Consider the following 20502-nt stretch of genomic DNA (forward strand, 5'->3'; position numbering starts at 1 on the left):
ATTTCTAGGTGTTAGCGATAGGTTAATGGCGTTTAGTGAATGCACCGATTTTTTTCAATAAAATCTCGTATTTTTTTTAATTGAAAGCCTTTAGCGAGCTGGCGTATATATTGAGAAAATGGGGCGAACTTATGATCAGAACTCTCGATACTATCAATTTTTTCGAGGAGAAGTTTAATCCGACCTTTCATGGCTAAATCCCAGAGAATGTCTAACTCCTCTTCCGGAAAAATAATCGCTTCGGGTTTGCCCGGTTTTTGTGGCTCGTATGGTGTTACCTTAACCGCCGCCGACTGACTACCATTCCCTGATGCGGGTTCATAAATCCAGGTCAGTCCCAAATGTTGTTGTAATGTCTGGAGTAGCTCATCAATTTGAACGGGTTTGGGCAGAAAATCATTACCCCCGGCTGCCAAACTGTGATGCCGATCCATCTCAAAAACACTGGCTGACGATACTACGATTAGCATATTTTTCAGGGTTTTGGACTGGCGAATGTGTCGCATCATCTCAAAGCCGTCCATAATCGGCATGATCAAGTCACTAATGATCAGATCCGGTGAGGCTGTCATGGCGATATCTAATCCTTCTCGACCATTATTCGCCTCAATGACATCAAATCCTAAGGGTTCGAGCAAATTGACGATGACTGAACGGTTTTCCCAGCGATCATCGACAATGAGAATGGTTCGGGGTTTGCCCTGATAACCAATAATTCTACCTTGAGTAAAGGCGGGAGTCGTTTGTATCCATTCTTTGGCTTCTCTTAAGTCTAAATCCACGGTAAATACACTCCCTTTCCCGATTTTACTGTGGACTTGAATGGTACTGCCCATGAGTTGTACAATCTTGGTGCTAATCGCTAAACCTAGTCCAGTTCCTTCCGCCTGACGTTTGCGATCGCTCACTTGTTCAAAGGGTAAAAAGATGCGTTGCAATTGTTGGGGACTCATCCCTACGCCGGTATCTTCGATTTGAAAGCGGATTCGGTGATCGGGAGGGGTTGATGTTTTGGGTTGACGAGATACTCCTTCTGTGCTATACCCATTCATTACCCCGATACGTTGAAGGGGTTGAGTATCCGCATAGCCGACTCTAAAGGTAACGCCGCCAGCATCGGTAAATTTAATCGCATTGCTGAGGAGATTAATCAGAACTTGTCGCAGTCGCTTTTCGTCTACGTGGATACCAGCAGGAAGGGATGAAGTCGGTTGATAGATAAAGGAAATGCCTTTTGCATCCGCCCGAATCCGGCAAATTTCGATAACGCCACGCAGGAATGAGGGAAAATGAATATCGCTGCCATGGAGTTCCATCTTCCGGGCTTCAATTTTCGCTAAATCGAGAATATCATTAATCAACATCAGCAAATGAGAACCGCACTGATGGATAATCCGCACCCCATCCAATTCGCGATCGCTCATCGTTTTTGATCGTTGCAGAATTTGGGCATAGCCTAACACCCCATTCAGTGGCGTTCGCAGTTCATGACTCATATTTGCCAGAAACTCACTCTTGGCTTTATTCGCCGTATCCGCGTCTTCTTTTGCTGTTTTCAATTCCGCTGTACGTTGTTCTACCCGCAATTCCAGTTCAGCTTTGGCATCTTCCAAGGCGGTAAAGGATTCCTGCAACTGCTGCGCCATTTGGTTAAAGGATTTAGATAAAATCCGCAGTTCATAAATCCCTTCGACTTTGACTCGTTGATCAAGTTCCCCACTCGCGATCGCACAAGATGCCATACTCAATCGTAAAATGGGTTGACTAATCCAACGTGAGGTCAAGAATCCCAAAAGGGTGGCAAGAATCAACGCCGCTACACATAGCCGAATGGTTGTGCGCGTGTTGGCGTGGATACGTGCCATAAATTCCTCTTCGGGCACCACGACAACAATTAACCAATTGAGTCCTTTATTGTCTTGAAAGGAGAGAACTTGGACAAATTGCTTCTTCTTATCTAACGTAAAATCTAACTGATATTCCCCTTGGATATTCTCAAAGCTGCCAAACTTTCCCACCAAAAAGTCCGCCGTCGCCTTAATCAAGGGGTTATCACTGGTAATCGAGTCATTCCGTTCTGATTTAGTATGATTATTGGATACCACTGTATCTTCACTCATCGATGTGGCAACTAATATTCCTTTCCCCTTCGGTTCTAAAATAAACGTCTGTCCAAATTCGCTAATTTTCAAAGTTTTCAGGAAGTCTCTAATATGAGACAGAGACAAAATCGTACTGGTTACGCCCAGCAACGTATCATCCTCACGGTACAGGGGCATACTCGCCGCGATCGCTAATGTGTCTTCATGTTCATAGCGAAAAACCTCACTCCAGGTTGCTTCACCTGCTTCTACAGCCTCTTCATACCAAGGTCGAGTTCGGTGATCATCGTAGGCAGAAGTTTCTAATACCTTGATCCGATTTCCTTGCTGATTCGTCTGATAAATATTTTTAGTATAATTAACTGATTCATGAATTTGAAATTCCCCCTGTTTTTGCCGCATCACTTCCAAATATTTACCATCTTCTGTACCAATTGCTGTAGCGCTAACCGGAAAAACTTGCATCTGATGCCAGAACGTTTTCTCACAATTGATTAAACTCCCTAATTCTAGCTGCGTCAGACAAGTCTCATTGGCATTTAGTTGATTGAATGCATGGGGTATCTGCAAATAACTGTCGAGTTTCTGTTGAATCCGGGCAGCGATTTCTTGACGTAAATCACTGGCAAGTTCATTAACCGCTTGTTCCCCATTGCGTAAGGAAAGCCAGCCTGTTAATCCTACCGCCGCCGTAATTTGTAGTAGGAAAGGAATGACAAGGACTAGGCGCAGGGGCATTTTGAACGAGGGTTTTGGCAAAAAACTGGGTAACATCCGTTAGTGTTAGTCTACGAGTAATGAGTGGATTGACGACTCAGATGCTACCCTAATCTATTAAGAAATGTATTCAAAATTTGGTGATCCTTTTACCCAATCTCCGACTTTTTACATAAATCGGGGATCGACTTGATTAACTCTTACAAAATTGACAAGAAATGTTCTCGAATTACCTGTTGCCTATTGGTTCGGTTTTTCTCTGTTGATGATAAAAACTAACTGACGTTCTGAGCAATATCTGAATTATTAGTCTCAGAATATTTTGGGACAAACAGTTTAGGGAATAGCAACCCCGAACGAGCTTTATAGTCAGCAAATTCCGGATAACGGGAGAGTGACTGGTCTTTTTTCAGCATATTGGGAATAAAAATACCCGCAATAAACCCGGCTAAAATTAAAAACGGTAACCAGTGCTGAGTTAACAGAGCAAAAGCTCCATAGATTAAGATTTCTCCCAGATAGTTAGTATTCCGACACCGGGCAAAAAATCCTTCGGTAATCAGTCCAGAATGATACTTGAGCGTATAATACTTTTGAGCATCACTGCTGTAATGGAGAAAGACACCCATGAGGTTAATCGCAATCGCCGCAGCAATCAGGGGAGGAGTCGGTTCTGAGCCACTACTAATCAAGATAAACGGAGCAACCCAGTAGAGCAATAGAACCCCAAAAAGAAATAAACCCCTTCCCAAAGAGATGTCTTGCTCCCACTGTTTATCGGGATAGATGCGGCTTTTGAGTATCCACATATACCCATACATACTATGCAGGGCGAGATAAACCCAAGAACCGATGGTGAAATTTTGATACGCCACCATCAAGGCTAATATCACCGGAAACGTTAGTCCTTTATGCAGATCAATGAAATGCTTGATTTTCATCCGTTTAATCAACTCCTTCAATTGGGGCAAACCCCTGACGCTGAATATTTTCCGTAATCGTGCGCGGTTCTAAAAATTGGAGTAAATAATCGGGTCCCCCCGCTTTAGAACCTACCCCTGATAGTTTAAACCCACCAAAGGGTTGGCGCGAAACAATCGCCCCGGTAATCGTGCGGTTAATATAGAGATTGCCAACTTCAAACTCGGTAGATGCCTGATCAATATGGGACGGTGTGCGAGAATATAATCCTCCCGTCAGCGCATAATTTGTCCCATTTGCCACAGCCAGGGCGTCTGGAAAATCTTTAACCCGAATCACCGCTACCACAGGACCAAAGATTTCCGCTTGGGCAATTTTGGCATCCGGTGAAACGTTGGTAAAAATCGTGGGACTCACAAAATAACCCGTTTCGGGGACTTCACATTCCACCGCAATTTCTGCCTCTTGCCGCCCTTTTTCAATATAGTCCTGAATCCGATTTCTGGCAGTAGCATCAATCACTGGACCAACTTGGGTACTGGGTAATTCCGCCGCACCAATATTGAGCGATCGCGTGGCTTCGATTAATCGTTCGACAACGGTATCATAGATAGGGTCGAGCACGATTACCCGTGAACAGGCGGAACATTTTTGACCACTATACCCAAATGCCGACTTCACCACCCCCGCCACGGCTTGATCTAAATCCGCACTCTCATCGACAATAATCGCATTCTTTCCCCCCATCTCGGCAATCACCCGTTTCAGGTGATTTTGACTCGGTTGAACTATCGCAGCATCGGCGTAAATCCGACATCCCACCTCTTGGGAACCAGTGAAGGCGATTAAATGAGTATCGGGATGCTTCACCATATACGCCCCCACAAGGGAACCCTTACCGGGAACATATTGAAACACACCGGGGGGAATTCCCGCTGCGACTAAAATTTCTGCCAGTTTCGCTGCAATCACGGATGAGGTTTCGGCGGGTTTAAGTAAGGTACAATTTCCCGTGACTAATGCGGCTACCGTCATTCCTGTGGCAATTGCCAAGGGGAAATTCCAGGGCGAAATAACCACCGCAATTCCTCTGGGTTGGTAGACATAGCGATTAGTTTCCCCAGCCACATCATAGATATACCCACCTTCTAGCCGTTCCATTTCATCCGCATAGTAACGGCAAAAGTCGATGGCTTCGGAGACTTCTCCATCGGCTTCCCGTAAGGCTTTGCCGACTTCTAAGCATATCCAGGCGGAAAGTTCTTCCCGACGCCCTTCCATTAATTCCGCTGCTTGACGCAGAATATCCGCCCGTTGTTTAACCGGGGTGCGACGCCATCCGGGAAAGGCGGCTTTGGCGGCGTTTAAGGCAGTTTCGGCTTGGTCGATGGAGAGTAATCCGACTTTACCAATAATTTCACTGGGATTGGCAGGATTAACGGAATCAACGGTTTCGGTGGTGGGTTGATAGTCGCCGTTGATTAAGGGATAGTAGGTTTTACCCAATTGTTGGCGCACGGTTTGCAGGGCGGTTTGGGCTTTTTCCCTGGCTTCGGCTTGGGCGTAATCGGTATCCGGGGCGTTGGCGAATGGGGGATGGGGGATGGGGGATGGGGCGGGTTTAGTCAAGTTATCGGTTTTCGCTGTAACGTTATCTGTAAAACCCGCCCCTACAGCTTGGTTTCCAGACGCGCCATGGCGCGTCTCTACAGGTTCCTCATCCACAACCGGGGGTGCGATTAATTCGTCAACGGGGCGTTCTTCTAAACTTTGACGCAGGAAGGAACTATTGGCGGTATTTTCTAGTAAGCGGCGAATCAGATATGCCATTCCGGGTAAGAGTTCCCCGTAAGGTGCATAAACCCGCACCCGATGTCCCCGTTGTACTAAGGCTTTTGCCAGTTGATCTCCCATTCCATAGAGAACTTGCATCTCGAAGTGGCGACGGGGGATATTTAACTGTTCTGCAATGGCGATGGCTTTGGCTTGCGATCGCACGTTATGTGATCCGATGGCAGCATAGAGATACTGGTGATTTTCTAGCAATAGCTGAGTCATTTCCTCAAAATTGGCATCGGTGGCGCTTTTTTGGTTATAAACCGGTTGTTGCCAATGGTTTTGTAAGGATTTAATCGTTTCCTGATCCCAATATGCCCCTTTAACTAAACGCACGGTGAGGGGATTGCCCCGTTGTTTTGCCCAGGTGATAATATCGTTTAAATCCCCTTTAGCGTCTCGCAGATAGGCTTGCAGGGTGATACCTAAATCCGTGCGATCGCGGAATTCGTTTTCCATCAACAATTCTTTGAGAATGCCCAGAGTCATGTCCTTATAGACATACTGTTCCATATCAAAGTGAACCGCCGCCCCCAATTCCTTAGCACGACGTAACAGAATCCGGATGCGATCGCACACCTGTTTTTTGCTACCCTCTGGATCTAGGGGGTCAAATTGGGAATAGAATGCGGTTAACTTGACAGAAACTTGAACTCGTGGTAATTCTTCCCCATCGGCTTGGTCAATTGGCGGCATCGTTGACCAATTTTTCCCTTCCTGAGTCAACTGTTCCATCAAATCCAGATAGCGTTCCAGATACGACTGGGCGTCGGCTTCCGTAATCACGGCTTCCCCCAGTAAATCTAGGGTAAATGCCATCTTATCTTTCCGCAGGCGTTCAATTGTTTTAATTACCTGCTTAATCGTTGCCCCAGCGATATACTTATTCGCTAAGGTTTCCACCGCCGTGGATACCGTTGACGCCGCTAATTGTCCCGGCATCGAGTCAGGATTAGCAAAGTTGAGTAAATTTTTCAGGGCAGTGGGAAGTTCTACGGATTCATCCCCTAAATAGTCTTGCAAATGACGGGCAATCTCAGTCTTACTCTGGAGGGCGGGTAAGGCATCAATGAAGCGAAAAAGCTGCACCCGCAAACCCGGATTACTCATTGCCCAAGCTAGGAGTTTATCATCCCAGCGCATATTGTCACGCATTTGGGCAAAAAAGGAGCGTTTTTGCCGAGTGGCGTCGAGAAGCTGTTTGGCAATTTCGATGGTTTGGGTTTCGTAGATGCTGTTGGCGACTTGTACAACCACGGGCGGGTAGACTCCTAGATTCTGGGCTAAAGCATTTATCTCGAACTCTTTATTATATCCGGCTAGAGCCAATCGTGCAGGTTTGTCGCCTAATCGGGATTCATATCATGTCCATGCGCTCAACCTTCCCTTGACAACAGCAACAGAGGAAGTAAAAGCGAATGCTATCCTAGTCTGGCTTAATCACCTTGCTTAGACGCGATCGCAACTTAGTCTACCAACTATCACTCAAACTGCACTCAAACACACTATACTCCATCCACCACCCCATACCCACCACTTAAGCTGAGAACCAAAGCTTAAAGTAATTGTACTCAACTCATTACAAGAAACCGTAGGGGCGCATGGCGTGCGCCCATAAAATCGACAAATCCAATCCATCATTCGTCAATATCGACCCCTATGGAATAGTGTTATCGATGGCTTTGGAAATCATGATCCAGGGATTAACCGTTATGGACAACTCCTGGCTGAATGGGACACCTTGCACCCAGGTCGAAGTTGGGAAAGAAAATGGCAGGGTCAACGTCCTAATCGTGATCAACTAATCGAAAAGATTCAAAACTATTTTGGCTGACGCAATTCAACCACCGATTCGTATAATCGACAAGCATTATCCGCTTTGGTAACCCGCACATTTGACTGAATAATACTATTTCCCACGCGAGTATCTCGTGGCGTGTTTATACTGACAAACTCAAGACCCGACTGTTTAGCAATTTTACCTAAATAAACATCGGTGGGGAACATGACTCCTTGCAAAATACTATTTCCAATCACCACAAATGCTGAAGCACTCGGCTTGAGAACGTATCGAAGTCCCTGAACAAAATGATAACAATCATTAAAATAAGAGGCGGCATAGTTAGCCCATCCATTGCCACCATAGATACCTCGCTGTGTATTAACTGTACGCAGATACTCGATTTTGTCAATAAGTTCGGCTGGTGGATTGGGAAAATTTAAGTTCACCTGATCTTGAACTCTCACAGTTTGCCAATATTTGCCAAAATTTTGCTGTTCCAAAATCTTAGTGTCATCAGGCTTGTTGACAAACCCTAGCCAATAGAGATGGGGGCGGGTGTTGCGAATGTAATGGTAATTATTTAGATAAGGGGGTGATGTAACTGCAAGATCAACTGAATTCGGTTTAAGATACTGTGGGCAATCAAAAAATGATGCGTTGATAATCTTGTTTTGGAATGAATGACGGGGCAAATTTTTAGAAAGCCATTTAACATCCAAAGCAATTTGATTAAGCTTTTCCGTGATTAATTCAAAAACGGCAAAATCCGCAATATTCTTTTTACCTGCTGCACGTCTGGTTCCTAAACTAGGTTCATAGGAATAATTCGAGTAATGAACCATCGTTGACGCAAACGCCAATCTAAACATCTCTTGAATCTTCTCATCATCCACAGAATCAATAAAATCCTGAACAATCAGGACTTTTCTTAACACAGTCGGACTATAGAATGCTTGGCGGGTTCGGAATCCCGATGGTGGCTGACTCATCGGCAAATATCCACTCGTCACGCTATAGTCATAAAACGTTTGGAATCGCCCTATCTCTCTTTGAATATCTTCTGGATTAAGTTTATATGCATTGACTTTAACTCGACAAGCAAAAGCCGCGTAGGGATTAATCTCAAAACCAACACCATTATGTCCGATTAATGCTGATTCAACGAGGGTTGTACCCACACCCGCAAAGGGATCAAGAACCGTTCCCGGTTGAGGAAGCTTAGTTTCTACCACGCCGCGCACAAAAGAACTGGAAAAGCCAGCAATCCAAGGTATCCACCGATGTACGGGTAAAAGCTTGTTGCTGGCAAAACTCGGATCACTGAACACCGATTTATCTTTGGCGTTCGAGGTTTGAGTCTCTGGAAAAAGTGACAGTTGCATTCGATTGATCAGCTTGGCTAATTTTGATGTCGTGATGTTAGTGTAAAGCCAATCAATTTACGGTGCAAGTTCCCTATTTTAAGATGTTACCTTTAAGCTATCTTAGTTAACTTCTTAAATTCAGCCATATTCAAGGATTCTTACTTGTACAAAACAGCCTCTCTCAATGTTGAGACACGCTCAAGCACGCTGGTGATTTCCTCTTGTGTAAGTCCATACTCAGCCAGTGATTCACCCAAGTGACTGGCAATTGATTCAAAGTGTTCCGGTTGTAAGTCTAATCCAGCGTGGGCTTTTTCCATGGAGCGTCCGCTATATTGATTAGAACCTCCCAACGCATGGGAAACAAAAGCGGTTTGATGACGCCGTTGCTTTTCCATATCAGTGTTAGCAAAAAAGTGATTAACGGTATCATCTGCTAACACACGCTTGTAAAAATCATCCACAATTTGAGCAACAACTGGCTGTCCGCCTAGCTTCTCGTATAAGGTGAGGGTTGGTGGTGTATGCATATCCATTTCTAAAACTTAGCAATTTACACCTGATATTTTATCTTGGGGTTGAATTACTTTACATCTCTCTAGGGTACAGCGATCGCGGAGTGACGTATCTGCCGTAAGTTGGATTAAAAAAATTAAATTTTATAGGCTATTGTTTTATTTTAAAACAATAAAAAATTACCACTATGGACTGAAATCAATATCCCGTCAGCTAAAGCTAACTTGAGTTCTTAGCTTTGGGTTTTAACCCAAGGTGGTTGGTGAGACTGAGAATTACCCATTGTATCCGTTGATAGAGGAGAATTGCGGAACATTAATGTATAGATATCAGTGGGCATTTCGATATTTGCCTGTTGCAGTGCTTCTTTTATACGTTGACTGACTTGAGATGTCATCGTCAAAAACCCTAATCGTCGCGAATCCACCCAAAACCGCACTTCCAGATTCACCGTACTCGCCGCTAATTCCATTACCAAAATTTCCGGAGGCGGCTCTTTTTCTAATCCTGCAAGTGAGGCAAGAGCCGTTTGAATCACTTGTTTGGCATGAGTAATATCAGCATCGTAGTCAATACCAACCATCACCGAACTACGACGGCGCGGTGAAGCCGTATTATTAATAATACTGGCAGAAAATACTTCTTGATTCGGAATATAAACTAACCGCCCATCATAGGTTCTCATCGTGGTTGCTCTGAGGTCAATATGCGTAATCGTACCTTCATAATCACTAATCACCACCTGATCATTAATACCAAAAGGTCGAGCCGCGAGTAAAATCACCCCAGAGATATAATTACTCAAGACATCTTTGAGACTGAAACCAATCGCCACACTGGTGAGTCCTAATGCCCCTAATAATGCGCCAAAATTTAGTCCTAAAACCCCTAAAGCAACAACTGAACCCAGTACCCAGACGCCACCATAACCCAAACGTCCAATCAGAATTTCCGTACTGCGATCGCCTTCCGTCCGTTGCGCCCAACTAAAGCCAATAAACTGCACTGTTTTCGCTATTCCCCAGGTAATCCCAACCATAACCAGCGCCCCTAATAAAGAGGGGAGATTTGTCACCGTATCCCGTAAAAGTTGTCGTACTGTTCCATAGAGACGCTGTCCCACATCAATCGCCAAGGGCGGTTTTTTAATTGCTTGATTCAGCTGTTCTGCCCATCTTTCGGCTAAGGCTTCCACAGACAAACCAAAATCTTGGGCATCTTGTTGAGTAACCGTCATTAATACTCGATTATTCAATCGCAAGGTTGCCACTTGGCGAGGGTCATCCGGTTTAACAGTTACCTGTCCTAAAGTTTCTGATTGTGCCAAAAGACTGTTAACCCGCCGATTAATAATTTTTGCCCGTTCTCTTGCGCCCAGATCTGCAAGGCTACCCACTTGGAATACAGGTCTACCTCTAACCAAAATATCGGCAAAATAGACTTCACTATCGGTATTACCAAGGGATGAATTCGCATCAGCGGGAATAGGAACCATCTCATCTTGAGCAACACTCCGGTGAGGACTAGCCAAGAAAAGAAATCCAGTAGCAAAGACGACAAGGGTGAATCGACGTGAACCGTTAAGTAGGATTTTCATGAATGGTCAGTTTTCAGCGTTTTGAACAGATTTAGCCAAAACAGAGTAAATTACCCATCCCTCGTTTGACTTCTAGCTACAGACAGGTAATTGAAAACAATACCAAATCCGGGGAACGCTACCCCCTTTATGGGTGTTCAATGGGGTGTGGGGTGTGGGGTGTGGGGTGTGGGGTGTGGGGTGTGGGGTGTGGAGAATAGCCGCCAAAGGATAAAGGGGGTGACAAAGGCGGATTGGGTATTATAACCCAGTCCGCGCAGGCGGACTTTGTTTGTGTAGCAGCGATTTCAATCGCCTCCTCAAAGCTGTTCAACATGGCTGTGTCTAAGGATTGCCACTGGTGATGCGAAGAATTTTATCTTTGTCAGGGGGGCAATTCCCGCGTCCATCGCAGTTGCTCGTGGTAACATAAAGCTCACCATCGGGTCCCATAATCACTTCCCTAAGCCGACCCAACTCATTTTGAAAATACACTTCATGACTCTGAACCTGATAGGGAGACTGTGGCTCAAAGGTAACGCGATGCAGATGAGACGCACCCAAGACACCCATTAACAGACTACCCCGCCACTCTGGAATCGTATCCCCCGTATAAATGGCGGCTCCACCTGGAGGTACGGCTTCCTCCCAACTCAGAGAAGGAGGTATCATCCCTTCTTGATCTTGACAACCATTGTTTCAAAACCATTAAGCAAATCCGTCCCTCCAAGGGAGGATTAGCCGTACAGATCCCGCATTCAATTGCGATGCCAACGAGTGACACCACCGGGTTGATCAATCAGCGTAATCCCTTGGGCTTTGAGTTCATCCCGAATGCGATCGCTCATCTCAAAATCCTTCCGTTTCCGCGCCTCGGTACGTTGCTGAATCAGTGCTTCAATTTCTGCGTCACTTAACCCACTCGTCGATTCCTGACTAATGTCCTCTGCTTGCGCCTCAAGTCCAAACACCTGCGCCAATTCTACTAAGGTATGCCATTGTGCTTCTAATTCCTGGGACGATGTCCGGGTTTTCCCTTCATGTACTAAAATATTCCCCTCACGCCCCAACTCTTTTGCCAGTTCAAATAATACGGCTAACCCTTCAGCAAAATTGAAATCATCATCAACGGCGGCTTGAAACCGTTCTAAAACAGAAGTTTGCCGTTTATCTGAGTCTTGCCACCCCAGTTGTTCACCATACTGAACGCCAAACAGCAATCCCTCCTTCAGGGTATGCCACCCATTCGTCGCCGCTGCCAACGCATCATCGGTAAAATCTAAGGGTTTACGATACTGTGCTTGCAAGACAAACAGCCGTACCGCCATCGGATCAGTGGTGCGATCGAGTAAATCCCGAATCGTGATAAAATTCCCCAGGGATTTCGACATCTTCTCCCCATTCACAATCACCATCCCTGTATGTAACCAGTAACGCGCCAAGGGTTGACCCGTCACCGCTTCTGATTGGGCAATTTCATTCTCGTGGTGGGGAAACACCAAATCCGATCCCCCCGCATGAATATCCACCGTGTCCCCCAAATTGTCCCGAATCATCGCCGAACACTCAATATGCCAGCCAGGGCGTCCCGCCCCCCAAGGCGATTCCCAGGCAGGTTCTCCGGGCTTAGAACCCTTCCACAGGGCAAAATCAAAAGCGTCTTTTTTCTTTGCCGCCTCTGAATCCTCTACCTCAACTCGCCCACTAGCCCCGGCTTGCAACTCATCTAACTTGCGTCCAGACAACTTGCCATACTCACCAAAACGACGCACGGCATAATAAACATCTCCGGCGGCGGGGTAGGCGTAATTTTTTTGTTCTAAATCAGAAATGAGCCGCTTAATCCCATCCAGACAATGCGTCGCCCGGGGATAAGCATCCGCATCATTCACATTCAGCCGCGCCATATCCTCAAAATACGCCTGAATGAAGCGTTCAGAGACAGCTTCCATCGATGTCCCCTCTTGTCGCGCCCGATTAAGGATTTTATCGTCAATATCGGTAAAATTCTGCACGTAGTTCACATCATAGCCGCGCCATTGTAGATAACGACGGGCAGTATCCCAGATGATGCAGGTTCTAGCATGACCCAAATGGCAATAGTCATAAGCGGTGATGCCGCAGCAATACATCCGCACCTTATCAGTCTCTATCGGGGAAAACGGTTCTTTGTGACGGGTGAGAGTATTGTACAGGGTTAGGGTCATGGCAAAAGAACAGTAAACTCAGTTGTGAGCAGATACGCAATAATGAGAAAGGATTGGCATATCCAGCGTACAGCTTGATGTCTTATTGAATCACACCTGTACGTTATCTTCCTATATTCTGACGTTTAAAGACAGTTCAACATAGCGCCTTATGCAATCAGTCACAACTCAGTCTGCATCCGACCCAACCCTGGACGCGGCGAAACATGGCTTACCTGTCACGATTATTACCGGATTTCTCGGCAGTGGCAAAACGACGCTGCTTAATCATATCTTGAGCAACCAAGACGGTGTCAAGACTGCCGTTTTAGTCAATGAGTTTGGCGAAATCGGCATTGATAATGAACTCATTGTCACCACCGGAGATGACATGGTGGAACTGAGTAATGGTTGCATTTGCTGCACCATTAATGAAGATTTAGTCAATGCCGTTTACAAGGTACTCGAACGGGAAGACAAGGTGGATTATCTGGTGGTGGAAACCACGGGATTAGCTGATCCCCTACCCGTCGCTCTTACGTTTCTGGGAACCGAACTGCGAGACATGACGCGCCTCGATTCCATTGTTACCGTGGTAGACTGTGAGAATTTTAGTCTGGATCTATTCAATAGCGAAGCCGCCTATAGCCAAATTGCTTATGGCGATATTATTCTGCTCAATAAAATCGACTTAGTTGATGAAGGTGATGTAGACGCCTTGGAGGTGAGAATTCGCGAAATTAAAGACGGGGCGAGGATTATTCGCACCACTCAATCCCAAGTGCCATTACCGCTGATTTTAAGTGTAGGATTGTTTGAGTCAGATCAGTATTTTGATGAGTCATCGGATCATGACCATGAACATCACGATCATGAGCATCACCATGACCATGATTGCGATCACGAACATCACGAGCATCACCATCACCATGATCATGATCACTCCCATCACTTAGAAAATGATGGGTTTACCTCGATTTCCTTCCAGAGTGATAAACCCTTCAATATCCGGAAGTTTCAATATTTCTTAGACAATCAACTGACAACGAATATTTTCCGGGCTAAGGGAATTCTCTGGTTTGATGAGAGTCCAAACCGTCACATTTTCCACCTCAGTGGTAAGCGGTTTAATATCGAAGATGATCAGTGGAAAGGGGACAGGAAAAATCAATTGGTGCTAATTGGTCAAGATTTAGACCATGATAAGTTGTACAAGCAACTTGAGAATTGTCTCTGTTTACCCTCGGTAAATCGAGGTAAGGGATTTGGGGCTTGACTACTGCTCAGTTAAGGGGAGCTGGGGGCACTCACAAGGGTAGGTTTTTTAAGCTTTGGGTGAAGGTGAGACAAGGAAGGAAAGTAGATCGGTAGACAAGGAAGATTTTCTCCGAAAAACAGGGCTTTTTAGCCTTTTCTAGAATTCTATCCAGAACCGAATTTTGTACGGTTTTCCTCCCTTGTCTTGCCCGAATCCCACGGTAAAAGTTCGCGCAAAGGAAAGGCTAAATTCTTCCAAATCGAAAACGGAAACGGATTGGGCTTTTGGAAAATCAATTGTAGATACTCAAGAAGAGTGGGAGCGATTGATACACGATTTGATGGAGTAAACACAGATTGTATAGTTGGGTTGACGATGGAAAGCATAAAGTTGAAATCCCATGTTGGGGATGATGGAGTATTACACATTCAAGTCCCAGTTGGATTAAAAAATGAAGATTTAGAAGTGATGGTCATTTTCCAGCGCTTGAAGTCTGGCGATCGCAATTCAGTACCATTAGAGTCAAAGGGTTGGCAACCCAGATTTTTTGAAGAAGTTATTGGCAGTTGGGAGGGTGAACCGCTAGAACGTCCCGAACAACTTCCTTACGAAATCCGCGAGGAACTGACATTTGATGAGGATGCATCGTAATGTATCTGCTGGATAGCAATGTTTGCATTCGCCTACTCAATGAAAGCGCAAGTTCTAACATGGCTCGAAAATTGGCAGAACTAACTCCAGATGATATTCGGCTGTGTTCAGTTGTGAAATCAGAACTCTATTACGGGGCATATAAAAGTACAAGGCGTGATCGCAATTTAGCCAATTTAAACCGCTTCTTCAGCCAGTTTATCAGTCTCCCGTTTGATGACAACGCTGCTGCCATTGCTGGACAGGTTCGCGCTCAATTAGATGTAGCCGGAACGCCCATTGGTTCCAATGACCTGCTGATTGCGGCTATCGCCCTCTCCAATGACCTCACTCTTGTGACTCACAACACCCGTGAATTTGGTCGAATAAATGGTTTAAAGTACGAAGATTGGGAATAGGGTTCTGAACTGTTGAGAGTAAGATAACACCAATCCCATCACGCGCGATCGCAAACGCCTGCAACTCCTTTTCCTCTTCCTTCATCGGTTATCCAACTTTATATCTGACCTAGAGCGATTAAACATTAGTTCAATGAGTTTTTGCTGAGAACAGACTTGATCTAAACTAAACAACCCGATCAAACAGGCGTATCGTTTTGCTTAAGTGCTTATGGCGCTCAATCACTAACCACAAATGCTTCATTCAGCACAATTAGTGCTAACTTAGTTGCCTAAATGCTGTCAACTCAGGAGAAATTAGCCCTGCTTTTTAGGGACATTCTGGATGCCGTCCCCCATTATTACAGATATATTGCAACTGATTGGTATCTAAATTTTTCGCCCGGGCAAAATTCACCCCCTGTACTCGCGCCCCCGACGCAGTGGCTGGAGGTTGGGTGATAAACTGATCTGATTTAACAGGCACGGCTGTGGCAAACATAGCGCCGAGGAAATCCGTTCCGGTTACATTCGCCCCCCGTAAATCTACCGCACTCAAATTCGCCTTCTGTAGCTTGGCATTTTGCAATTGAGCCTGACTCAAATTCGCCTTAACCAATTTCGTCGAACTCAAATCCGCATCCTGTAACTTGGCATGACTGAAATTGGCTCCCGATAAATCCGCCCCTTGCCAATTGGATTGGGTCAAATCCGCAAAGCTGAAATCTCCGCCAACGGCACTCACTTGACCGAGACTTCCTCCATGTAAATTCACCAGAGATGCCTTTACCTCGCCTAAATTCGCTCCCGTCAAGCTGGCATTTTCTAATACGGCTCGCGTTAAATCAGCACCAATCAGTTGAGCGCTGCTGAAGTTTGCGCCAATGAGATAGCTATCAGCTAAATTTGCCCGATTCAGAATTGCCCGGATCAAATTTGTGCGAGCCATCAAAACATTGTTTAAATTTGCCCCGGTTAAATCGGCTTCCTTGAGTTCAGCCCCACTTAAATCCGCAATCCAATCATCAAATGTACCCCAGCGTTGATCCGCACCCGCCCCATAAAAACGGCTGTTTTGGAAACTGCCCCCAGTTAAGATGGCGGAACGGAAATTAAGTCCGGCTAGGTCGAGGTTATCCAAAACTAAGGTAAATTGAACTGAACGGGTGTCCATTTGACTCAAGTCAGTGCGACTCAAATCCGCGTCGTGCAGTTCACTGCTGTAGATGGTGAGAATTTTCGCGATCGCGCGATTGGTTGCCCGTTGTCGCAGGGCGACTAACTGCTGCTCTCCTGGCGTTCCCCGACGGGCTAATGTGTCTCGGTCATTTTGCAGCGCCTGATTCAACCGTTGTAGGGGAGGTAGGGCTTCGGCACCTTTACTCACCAAGGCTTGCTGCAGGGTATCAATCAGACTTGGTGTTTTTTCCTGTCCCAATAAATCCACCAGAAACGGCACAGCACGGGGATCATCCAGCCTTGCCAGTGCTAGAATTGCACCTTGTCGTTCTTCTAAGGCGGTGGCGGAGGTAGAACTCAACTGCTTAACCAGCGCCAGAAATACTTGGTTATTCTGCTGATTAAATTCTCGCCAATTTGCCTGACGTTGAATATACACCTGTGTCCCGACAAAAGTTCCCAAAACCGATGCCATTCCTGCAAACGAGAGAATCAGCAAGGTTGCTCCTGGATGACGGCGCATCCACCACCACAGATGGGGGACTCGTCGAGATGAGGATTGGGAGGTGAGGACGATGGTGGTGACGGAGGGATGATGAGACTGATTATTGGTTGATGTTTCGCTCTGTTGACGCCAGCCGTTGTCAAATTCTAGGGTAACGGAGTGATCCCGATCAGTCTGCCAGCCGTTGAATGAGCCGGATGCCAATCCCTGAGCCGCATTCACTACATAAGTACCTGCCATGCGATCGTGTAAAGTGCGGCGTCGTGAGTGAATCCAACCACTGCCATGTTCGATGAGTAGCATGACTCCCGCCAATCCTAATAAGATGCCAAAGTCGGGAAATGCGCCCGTATACCGCCACAGCAGATAGGCTGTACCCAGGGGGAGTCCCCAGCGTCCGACTGCCTCACGCCAAACTGCCCGGATTAATCCCGGTGGTGTTCCCATGGGTGTCACCACCCACAGTTTTAACCACTGTTTGGGGGTGGTTTGCCCCGTTTTCCCCAATCGATAAAGTTGCCAACTGACTAAGACGACAGGCATAACAATTGCCCCACACCAGAACAAATTGGTCAGGGGGGCAACCTGGCGATTTAATCGCGCTCGTGGATATGCCAGAGTTTTCGCGATCGCCTCTTCTGTCGCCGCGACTACAGGATTTATGGGAACGGGTTCAGCCGGGGAATGCTCGTTGGCATACTCGCCGATACTGTACGGAATGACCGCACTCGCCGCCACGAACGACACTTCCAGAACCACGGCGGCTAACCGCCGGGTCATCATCGGTAACGCCCGGTTTAGTCGCAATGAAAATGATCGACTAACCGCTTGATTATGGACTTGTTTTATGGTAGGGCTAGTCATGTTCAATTCTCACGCGACGCGGATAAAGGGTGGGCAACTATTGGGGAGACTTAGGGGTAATGAAAAATTTATACACTACATAGAGGATTATTCCCAATAGGGCGAGGCTAATTAACGAGGTAATCAGTTGGAAAACAGTCTTCAAGAGGGATAAACTCAAGCTGCCGCCGACAATCACCACAATCACTTTACCAACGGTAGGCAGGCTGTTAAACCAAGCACTGATTTGATTGAACCGTTGCTTCATCGGATAGGTGTTATAGAAGGGCGGTTGAAAGGGATTTCCCACAGGCGTGGATTGGTCGTTGTCTCGATTCGGTTCCATCTGGGAAGAGAATTAGGTTGTAGAAATCAGGTTATATGTTTTGATTTTAGAGGTTTGAGCAAGGTTTCGGGCAATTCTTAGGGGGAATGAAACTGTGTAAAGATATGGCTAGCTTTGACTAGATCTGTATAGGTTTTTCGTAACGGTTAAGTGACCAGACGTGCCATTGGGCGTCTGTAGGGGCGGGTTTTACCACTAACGTTTCGTTTTCACCCTGATATAACTAAACCCGCTCCGACCTAACTTACGCTCAGAGCCCAAGCAAATGACAAATGACGAGTGACAAATAACAAACAGGAACAGAGTCGGTTTCAGGCGGTCTATTAATTTAAGATAATCAGATTGAGAAAGACTTAAACAATAGTGGAGCTTAAGATAATGAAACGACTGAAACAGTGGATAATTGTTCCAACCACCTTAGCGATGCTGCTAGCGAACGCAGGTTTGCTCCATAGTCAGACCGCGCAAAGTTTAACGCCAGGATTTAATGCCCTGAAACTTGAAGGCACTTCCACTCAAGGGAACAATTGTCAAGTGGCTAATATTCAACCGCAGTATACAATCACATTGGAACAAGACTTCGGTTCGTTGAACTTCAGCCTCCAAAGCGCTGGTCAATCGGCTTTGATCATTGAACCATTGAATTCAGCAGGCGAACCCGTGGCAAGTGGTAGACAATGTGTGTTAGCCGCTGCGCCAGGGCAAACCGTTGAAGCACCGGGATATTGGGAAAAAGGCAATTACCATATTTATATCGTTGATAGCGCTGGAGGGCAAAGTTATACCCTCTCCATTAGTCAGTAAGTATTGTAAACAATACTGTTAGCGGTCACAAACTGATCTTTTGTCATGCAGAGCTTAGTGAAGTACAGCGTAACATAGTCGTGAGATTCTTCACTCTGCTATCGCTCCGTTCAGAATGACAAATTTGACCGTGCTATAGGTGGGGACAATTAAAGTTAACGGCGCAGAGCGTCATTCGTCCTTGGCTCCCCCAACTCCCCCAACTCCCCCAACTCCCCCAACTCCCCCAACTTCCCCAACTTCCCCAACTTCCCCAACTTCCCCAACTTCATCGTATCTACGAAGCTGCTCAAGTATTTTCATGCCCTCTGCACTAGGGAGTGAGATAGCCATCCCTCTTTGAACGAAGTAACCCTGAGTAGTTGACCTTGCTTAATCCTCAAGCTGCTTGGCTGAAACCTCTACGGCGTCTACATCAATCGTACCCGGTGGCGTCAAGCGGTTAAATTGACCCTGTTCGACTTTCAACAATTCGTCACAGTTGGGACAGCGACATTCGGTACGATTAAACCCAGTAAACTCGTAGGCACAGACGGGACATTTATCCTCAACCAGGTTACGCTGTAACCACCACCGAAAGCCAACCCAGCCAATGACTGGTGCGAGGATGGCTAACCCAATCAGAATTAAGAATCCGTTGACCAGCCAGCCCAAGCCAACTGTTCCCAGTAAGAGAAAGGTGGCTAATAGGGTGAGCCAACAGCCCACGCCTGATAGGTTAAACTGAGCAAGTTTAGGATCGTACTGGTTCACGGTACTTTTTGGAAACTGACTATCTCCATCCTAGTTCACATCGGTTCTAACCTGAGAGGTAAAAAGCTACACCTACCAACAACGGTTTAACTGCCGATCGCTTCCGCTGATGCAGATTGTCCTAAACGGGGTTCAGTACCGACAAGTAGGCGCTGAATATTGGCTCGATGCCGTAATATAACGTATAGCCCCGCCACAATCCCAAATATCTGGTAGGGTAACGGTTGGGCTAAGACAATCATCAGCACAGCAACTGCGATCGCCGCCGCAATCGAACCCAGAGAAACAATCCGCGAGATACTGACGACCCCAATAAAGATTACCAATACACTCAGCGCCACGAACCAAGACATAGCCAATAAGACGCCTAACCCTGTAGCGGCTGATTTTCCTCCCGTAAAGTTAATCCAAATGGATTTGCTGTGACCCAACATAGCCGCCAACGCGACAACAGCCACCAACCAAGGTTTCCAGGTATCCGGCATCACGGATGATCCCGTCAGGGCAAAGAAGCCATGTACCAAAGCAACAGCACCCACTCCTTTCGCCGCATCAATCAGTAAAACGACTAAAGCTGGACCTTTTCCCAGGTTTCTCAAAACATTGGTCGCCCCCGTTGATCCCGAACCAATTTCCCGAATATCAATTCCTTTAACCAGACGTCCTGCCAAATATCCAGTTGGAATTGAACCCAGTAAGTAAGCGGTAATCAGCAGTAGCCCAATCCAACTCAACTCACGCATCATTGTTTTAAACCCTCCACAATTAACACTATAAATTTTATG

General features: G+C 46.2%; 17 protein-coding genes and 2 pseudogenes. 5 read left to right on the forward strand and 14 right to left on the reverse strand.

The window, feature by feature from the left end:
* Nucleotides 1-32: 32 nt before the first annotated feature.
* The 4 genes and pseudogenes from RIG27_RS03970 to RIG27_RS03985 form a co-directional block, all read right to left on the reverse strand.
* On the reverse strand, nucleotides 33-2876 hold the full coding sequence (locus RIG27_RS03970) for an ATP-binding protein (RefSeq protein ID WP_446342640.1): 2844 nt from the start codon (nucleotides 2874-2876) through the stop codon (nucleotides 33-35).
* Nucleotides 2877-3094: 218 nt separating this feature from the next.
* A complete protein-coding gene (locus RIG27_RS03975) occupies nucleotides 3095-3760 on the reverse strand; it encodes a methyltransferase family protein (RefSeq protein WP_446342642.1) in 666 nt (221 codons plus the stop codon).
* 4 nt (nucleotides 3761-3764) lie between these two features.
* Nucleotides 3765-6833, reverse strand: coding sequence for an L-glutamate gamma-semialdehyde dehydrogenase (gene pruA, locus RIG27_RS03980; protein ID WP_446342714.1), 3069 nt, complete (start codon nucleotides 6831-6833; stop codon nucleotides 3765-3767).
* 172 nt (nucleotides 6834-7005) lie between these two features.
* Nucleotides 7006-7101, reverse strand: a pseudogene (locus RIG27_RS03985) (CRISPR-associated endonuclease Cas2); the annotation flags it as partial.
* Nucleotides 7102-7248: 147 nt separating this feature from the next.
* Here RIG27_RS03985 and RIG27_RS03990 point away from each other — a divergent pair.
* Nucleotides 7249-7410 carry an Eco29kI family restriction endonuclease gene (locus tag RIG27_RS03990; RefSeq protein WP_446342716.1) on the forward strand — a complete coding sequence of 54 codons (162 nt, stop codon included), beginning with the start codon at nucleotides 7249-7251 and terminating at the stop codon, nucleotides 7408-7410.
* On the opposite strand, the gene RIG27_RS03995 is transcribed toward RIG27_RS03990, so the two are convergent.
* The 5 genes and pseudogenes from RIG27_RS03995 to cysS all read right to left on the reverse strand — a co-directional run bounded on the left by RIG27_RS03995 (nucleotide 7398) and on the right by cysS (nucleotide 13022).
* Nucleotides 7398-8741, reverse strand: a complete 1344-nt coding sequence (locus RIG27_RS03995) for a site-specific DNA-methyltransferase (RefSeq protein ID WP_446342644.1) — start codon at nucleotides 8739-8741, stop codon at nucleotides 7398-7400. The two genes, RIG27_RS03990 and RIG27_RS03995, sit on opposite strands and share 13 nt — an antisense overlap.
* Nucleotides 8742-8881: 140 nt before the next feature.
* Entirely contained in the window at nucleotides 8882-9253 is a 372-nt protein-coding gene (locus RIG27_RS04000) for a group I truncated hemoglobin (RefSeq protein ID WP_446342646.1), read from the reverse strand.
* Between the two features lie 218 nt (nucleotides 9254-9471).
* The gene (locus RIG27_RS04005; RefSeq protein WP_446342648.1) at nucleotides 9472-10836 is read right to left on the reverse strand and encodes a mechanosensitive ion channel family protein; all 1365 of its coding nucleotides are present in this window, start codon (nucleotides 10834-10836) and stop codon (nucleotides 9472-9474) included.
* Between the two features lie 324 nt (nucleotides 10837-11160).
* A pseudogene (locus RIG27_RS04010) lies at nucleotides 11161-11505 on the reverse strand (PQQ-dependent sugar dehydrogenase); the annotation flags it as partial.
* Nucleotides 11506-11573: 68 nt separating this feature from the next.
* Complete coding sequence (gene cysS / locus RIG27_RS04015; protein WP_446342650.1) at nucleotides 11574-13022, reverse strand: cysteine--tRNA ligase; 1449 nt, start codon at nucleotides 13020-13022, stop codon at nucleotides 11574-11576.
* 151 nt (nucleotides 13023-13173) lie between these two features.
* Between cysS and RIG27_RS04020 the strand changes: the two genes are divergently transcribed.
* From RIG27_RS04020 to vapC, 3 genes are all read left to right on the forward strand, one after another.
* Complete coding sequence (locus RIG27_RS04020; RefSeq protein ID WP_446342652.1) at nucleotides 13174-14277, forward strand: CobW family GTP-binding protein; 1104 nt, start codon at nucleotides 13174-13176, stop codon at nucleotides 14275-14277.
* Nucleotides 14278-14649: 372 nt separating this feature from the next.
* Complete coding sequence (locus tag RIG27_RS04025; RefSeq protein ID WP_446342654.1) at nucleotides 14650-14910, forward strand: hypothetical protein; 261 nt, start codon at nucleotides 14650-14652, stop codon at nucleotides 14908-14910.
* Nucleotides 14910-15308, forward strand: coding sequence for a type II toxin-antitoxin system tRNA(fMet)-specific endonuclease VapC (gene vapC / locus RIG27_RS04030; RefSeq protein WP_446342656.1), 399 nt, complete (start codon nucleotides 14910-14912; stop codon nucleotides 15306-15308). Before RIG27_RS04025 ends, vapC begins: the two co-directional genes overlap by 1 nt.
* Before the next feature lie 310 nt (nucleotides 15309-15618).
* On the opposite strand, the gene RIG27_RS04035 is transcribed toward vapC, so the two are convergent.
* Both RIG27_RS04035 and RIG27_RS04040 read right to left on the reverse strand, forming a co-directional pair.
* Nucleotides 15619-17835, reverse strand: coding sequence for a pentapeptide repeat-containing protein (locus RIG27_RS04035; RefSeq protein ID WP_446342658.1), 2217 nt, complete (start codon nucleotides 17833-17835; stop codon nucleotides 15619-15621).
* A 37-nt stretch (nucleotides 17836-17872) separates the two neighbouring features.
* Nucleotides 17873-18160 (reverse strand): hypothetical protein, encoded by a 288-nt coding sequence (locus RIG27_RS04040; RefSeq protein WP_446342660.1) that lies wholly within the window; start codon nucleotides 18158-18160, stop codon nucleotides 17873-17875.
* Nucleotides 18161-18538: 378 nt separating this feature from the next.
* Here RIG27_RS04040 and RIG27_RS04045 point away from each other — a divergent pair, with 378 nt between their 5' ends.
* Nucleotides 18539-18964 carry a hypothetical protein gene (locus RIG27_RS04045; protein WP_446342662.1) on the forward strand — a complete coding sequence of 142 codons (426 nt, stop codon included), beginning with the start codon at nucleotides 18539-18541 and terminating at the stop codon, nucleotides 18962-18964.
* Between the two features lie 171 nt (nucleotides 18965-19135).
* On the opposite strand, the gene RIG27_RS04050 is transcribed toward RIG27_RS04045, so the two are convergent.
* The 3 genes from RIG27_RS04050 to plsY all read right to left on the reverse strand — a co-directional run bounded on the left by RIG27_RS04050 (nucleotide 19136) and on the right by plsY (nucleotide 20463).
* Complete coding sequence (locus RIG27_RS04050) at nucleotides 19136-19297, reverse strand: hypothetical protein (protein ID WP_446342664.1); 162 nt, start codon at nucleotides 19295-19297, stop codon at nucleotides 19136-19138.
* Nucleotides 19298-19336: 39 nt separating this feature from the next.
* Nucleotides 19337-19717, reverse strand: a complete 381-nt coding sequence (locus tag RIG27_RS04055; RefSeq protein ID WP_446342666.1) for a hypothetical protein — start codon at nucleotides 19715-19717, stop codon at nucleotides 19337-19339.
* 86 nt (nucleotides 19718-19803) lie between these two features.
* Nucleotides 19804-20463 carry a glycerol-3-phosphate 1-O-acyltransferase PlsY gene (plsY, locus tag RIG27_RS04060; RefSeq protein WP_446342668.1) on the reverse strand — a complete coding sequence of 220 codons (660 nt, stop codon included), beginning with the start codon at nucleotides 20461-20463 and terminating at the stop codon, nucleotides 19804-19806.
* Nucleotides 20464-20502 lie beyond the last annotated feature (39 nt).

The sequence above is a fragment of the Coleofasciculus sp. F4-SAH-05 genome (genome assembly GCF_040222985.1).
Classification (GTDB): domain Bacteria; phylum Cyanobacteriota; class Cyanobacteriia; order Cyanobacteriales; family Coleofasciculaceae; genus Coleofasciculus; species Coleofasciculus chthonoplastes.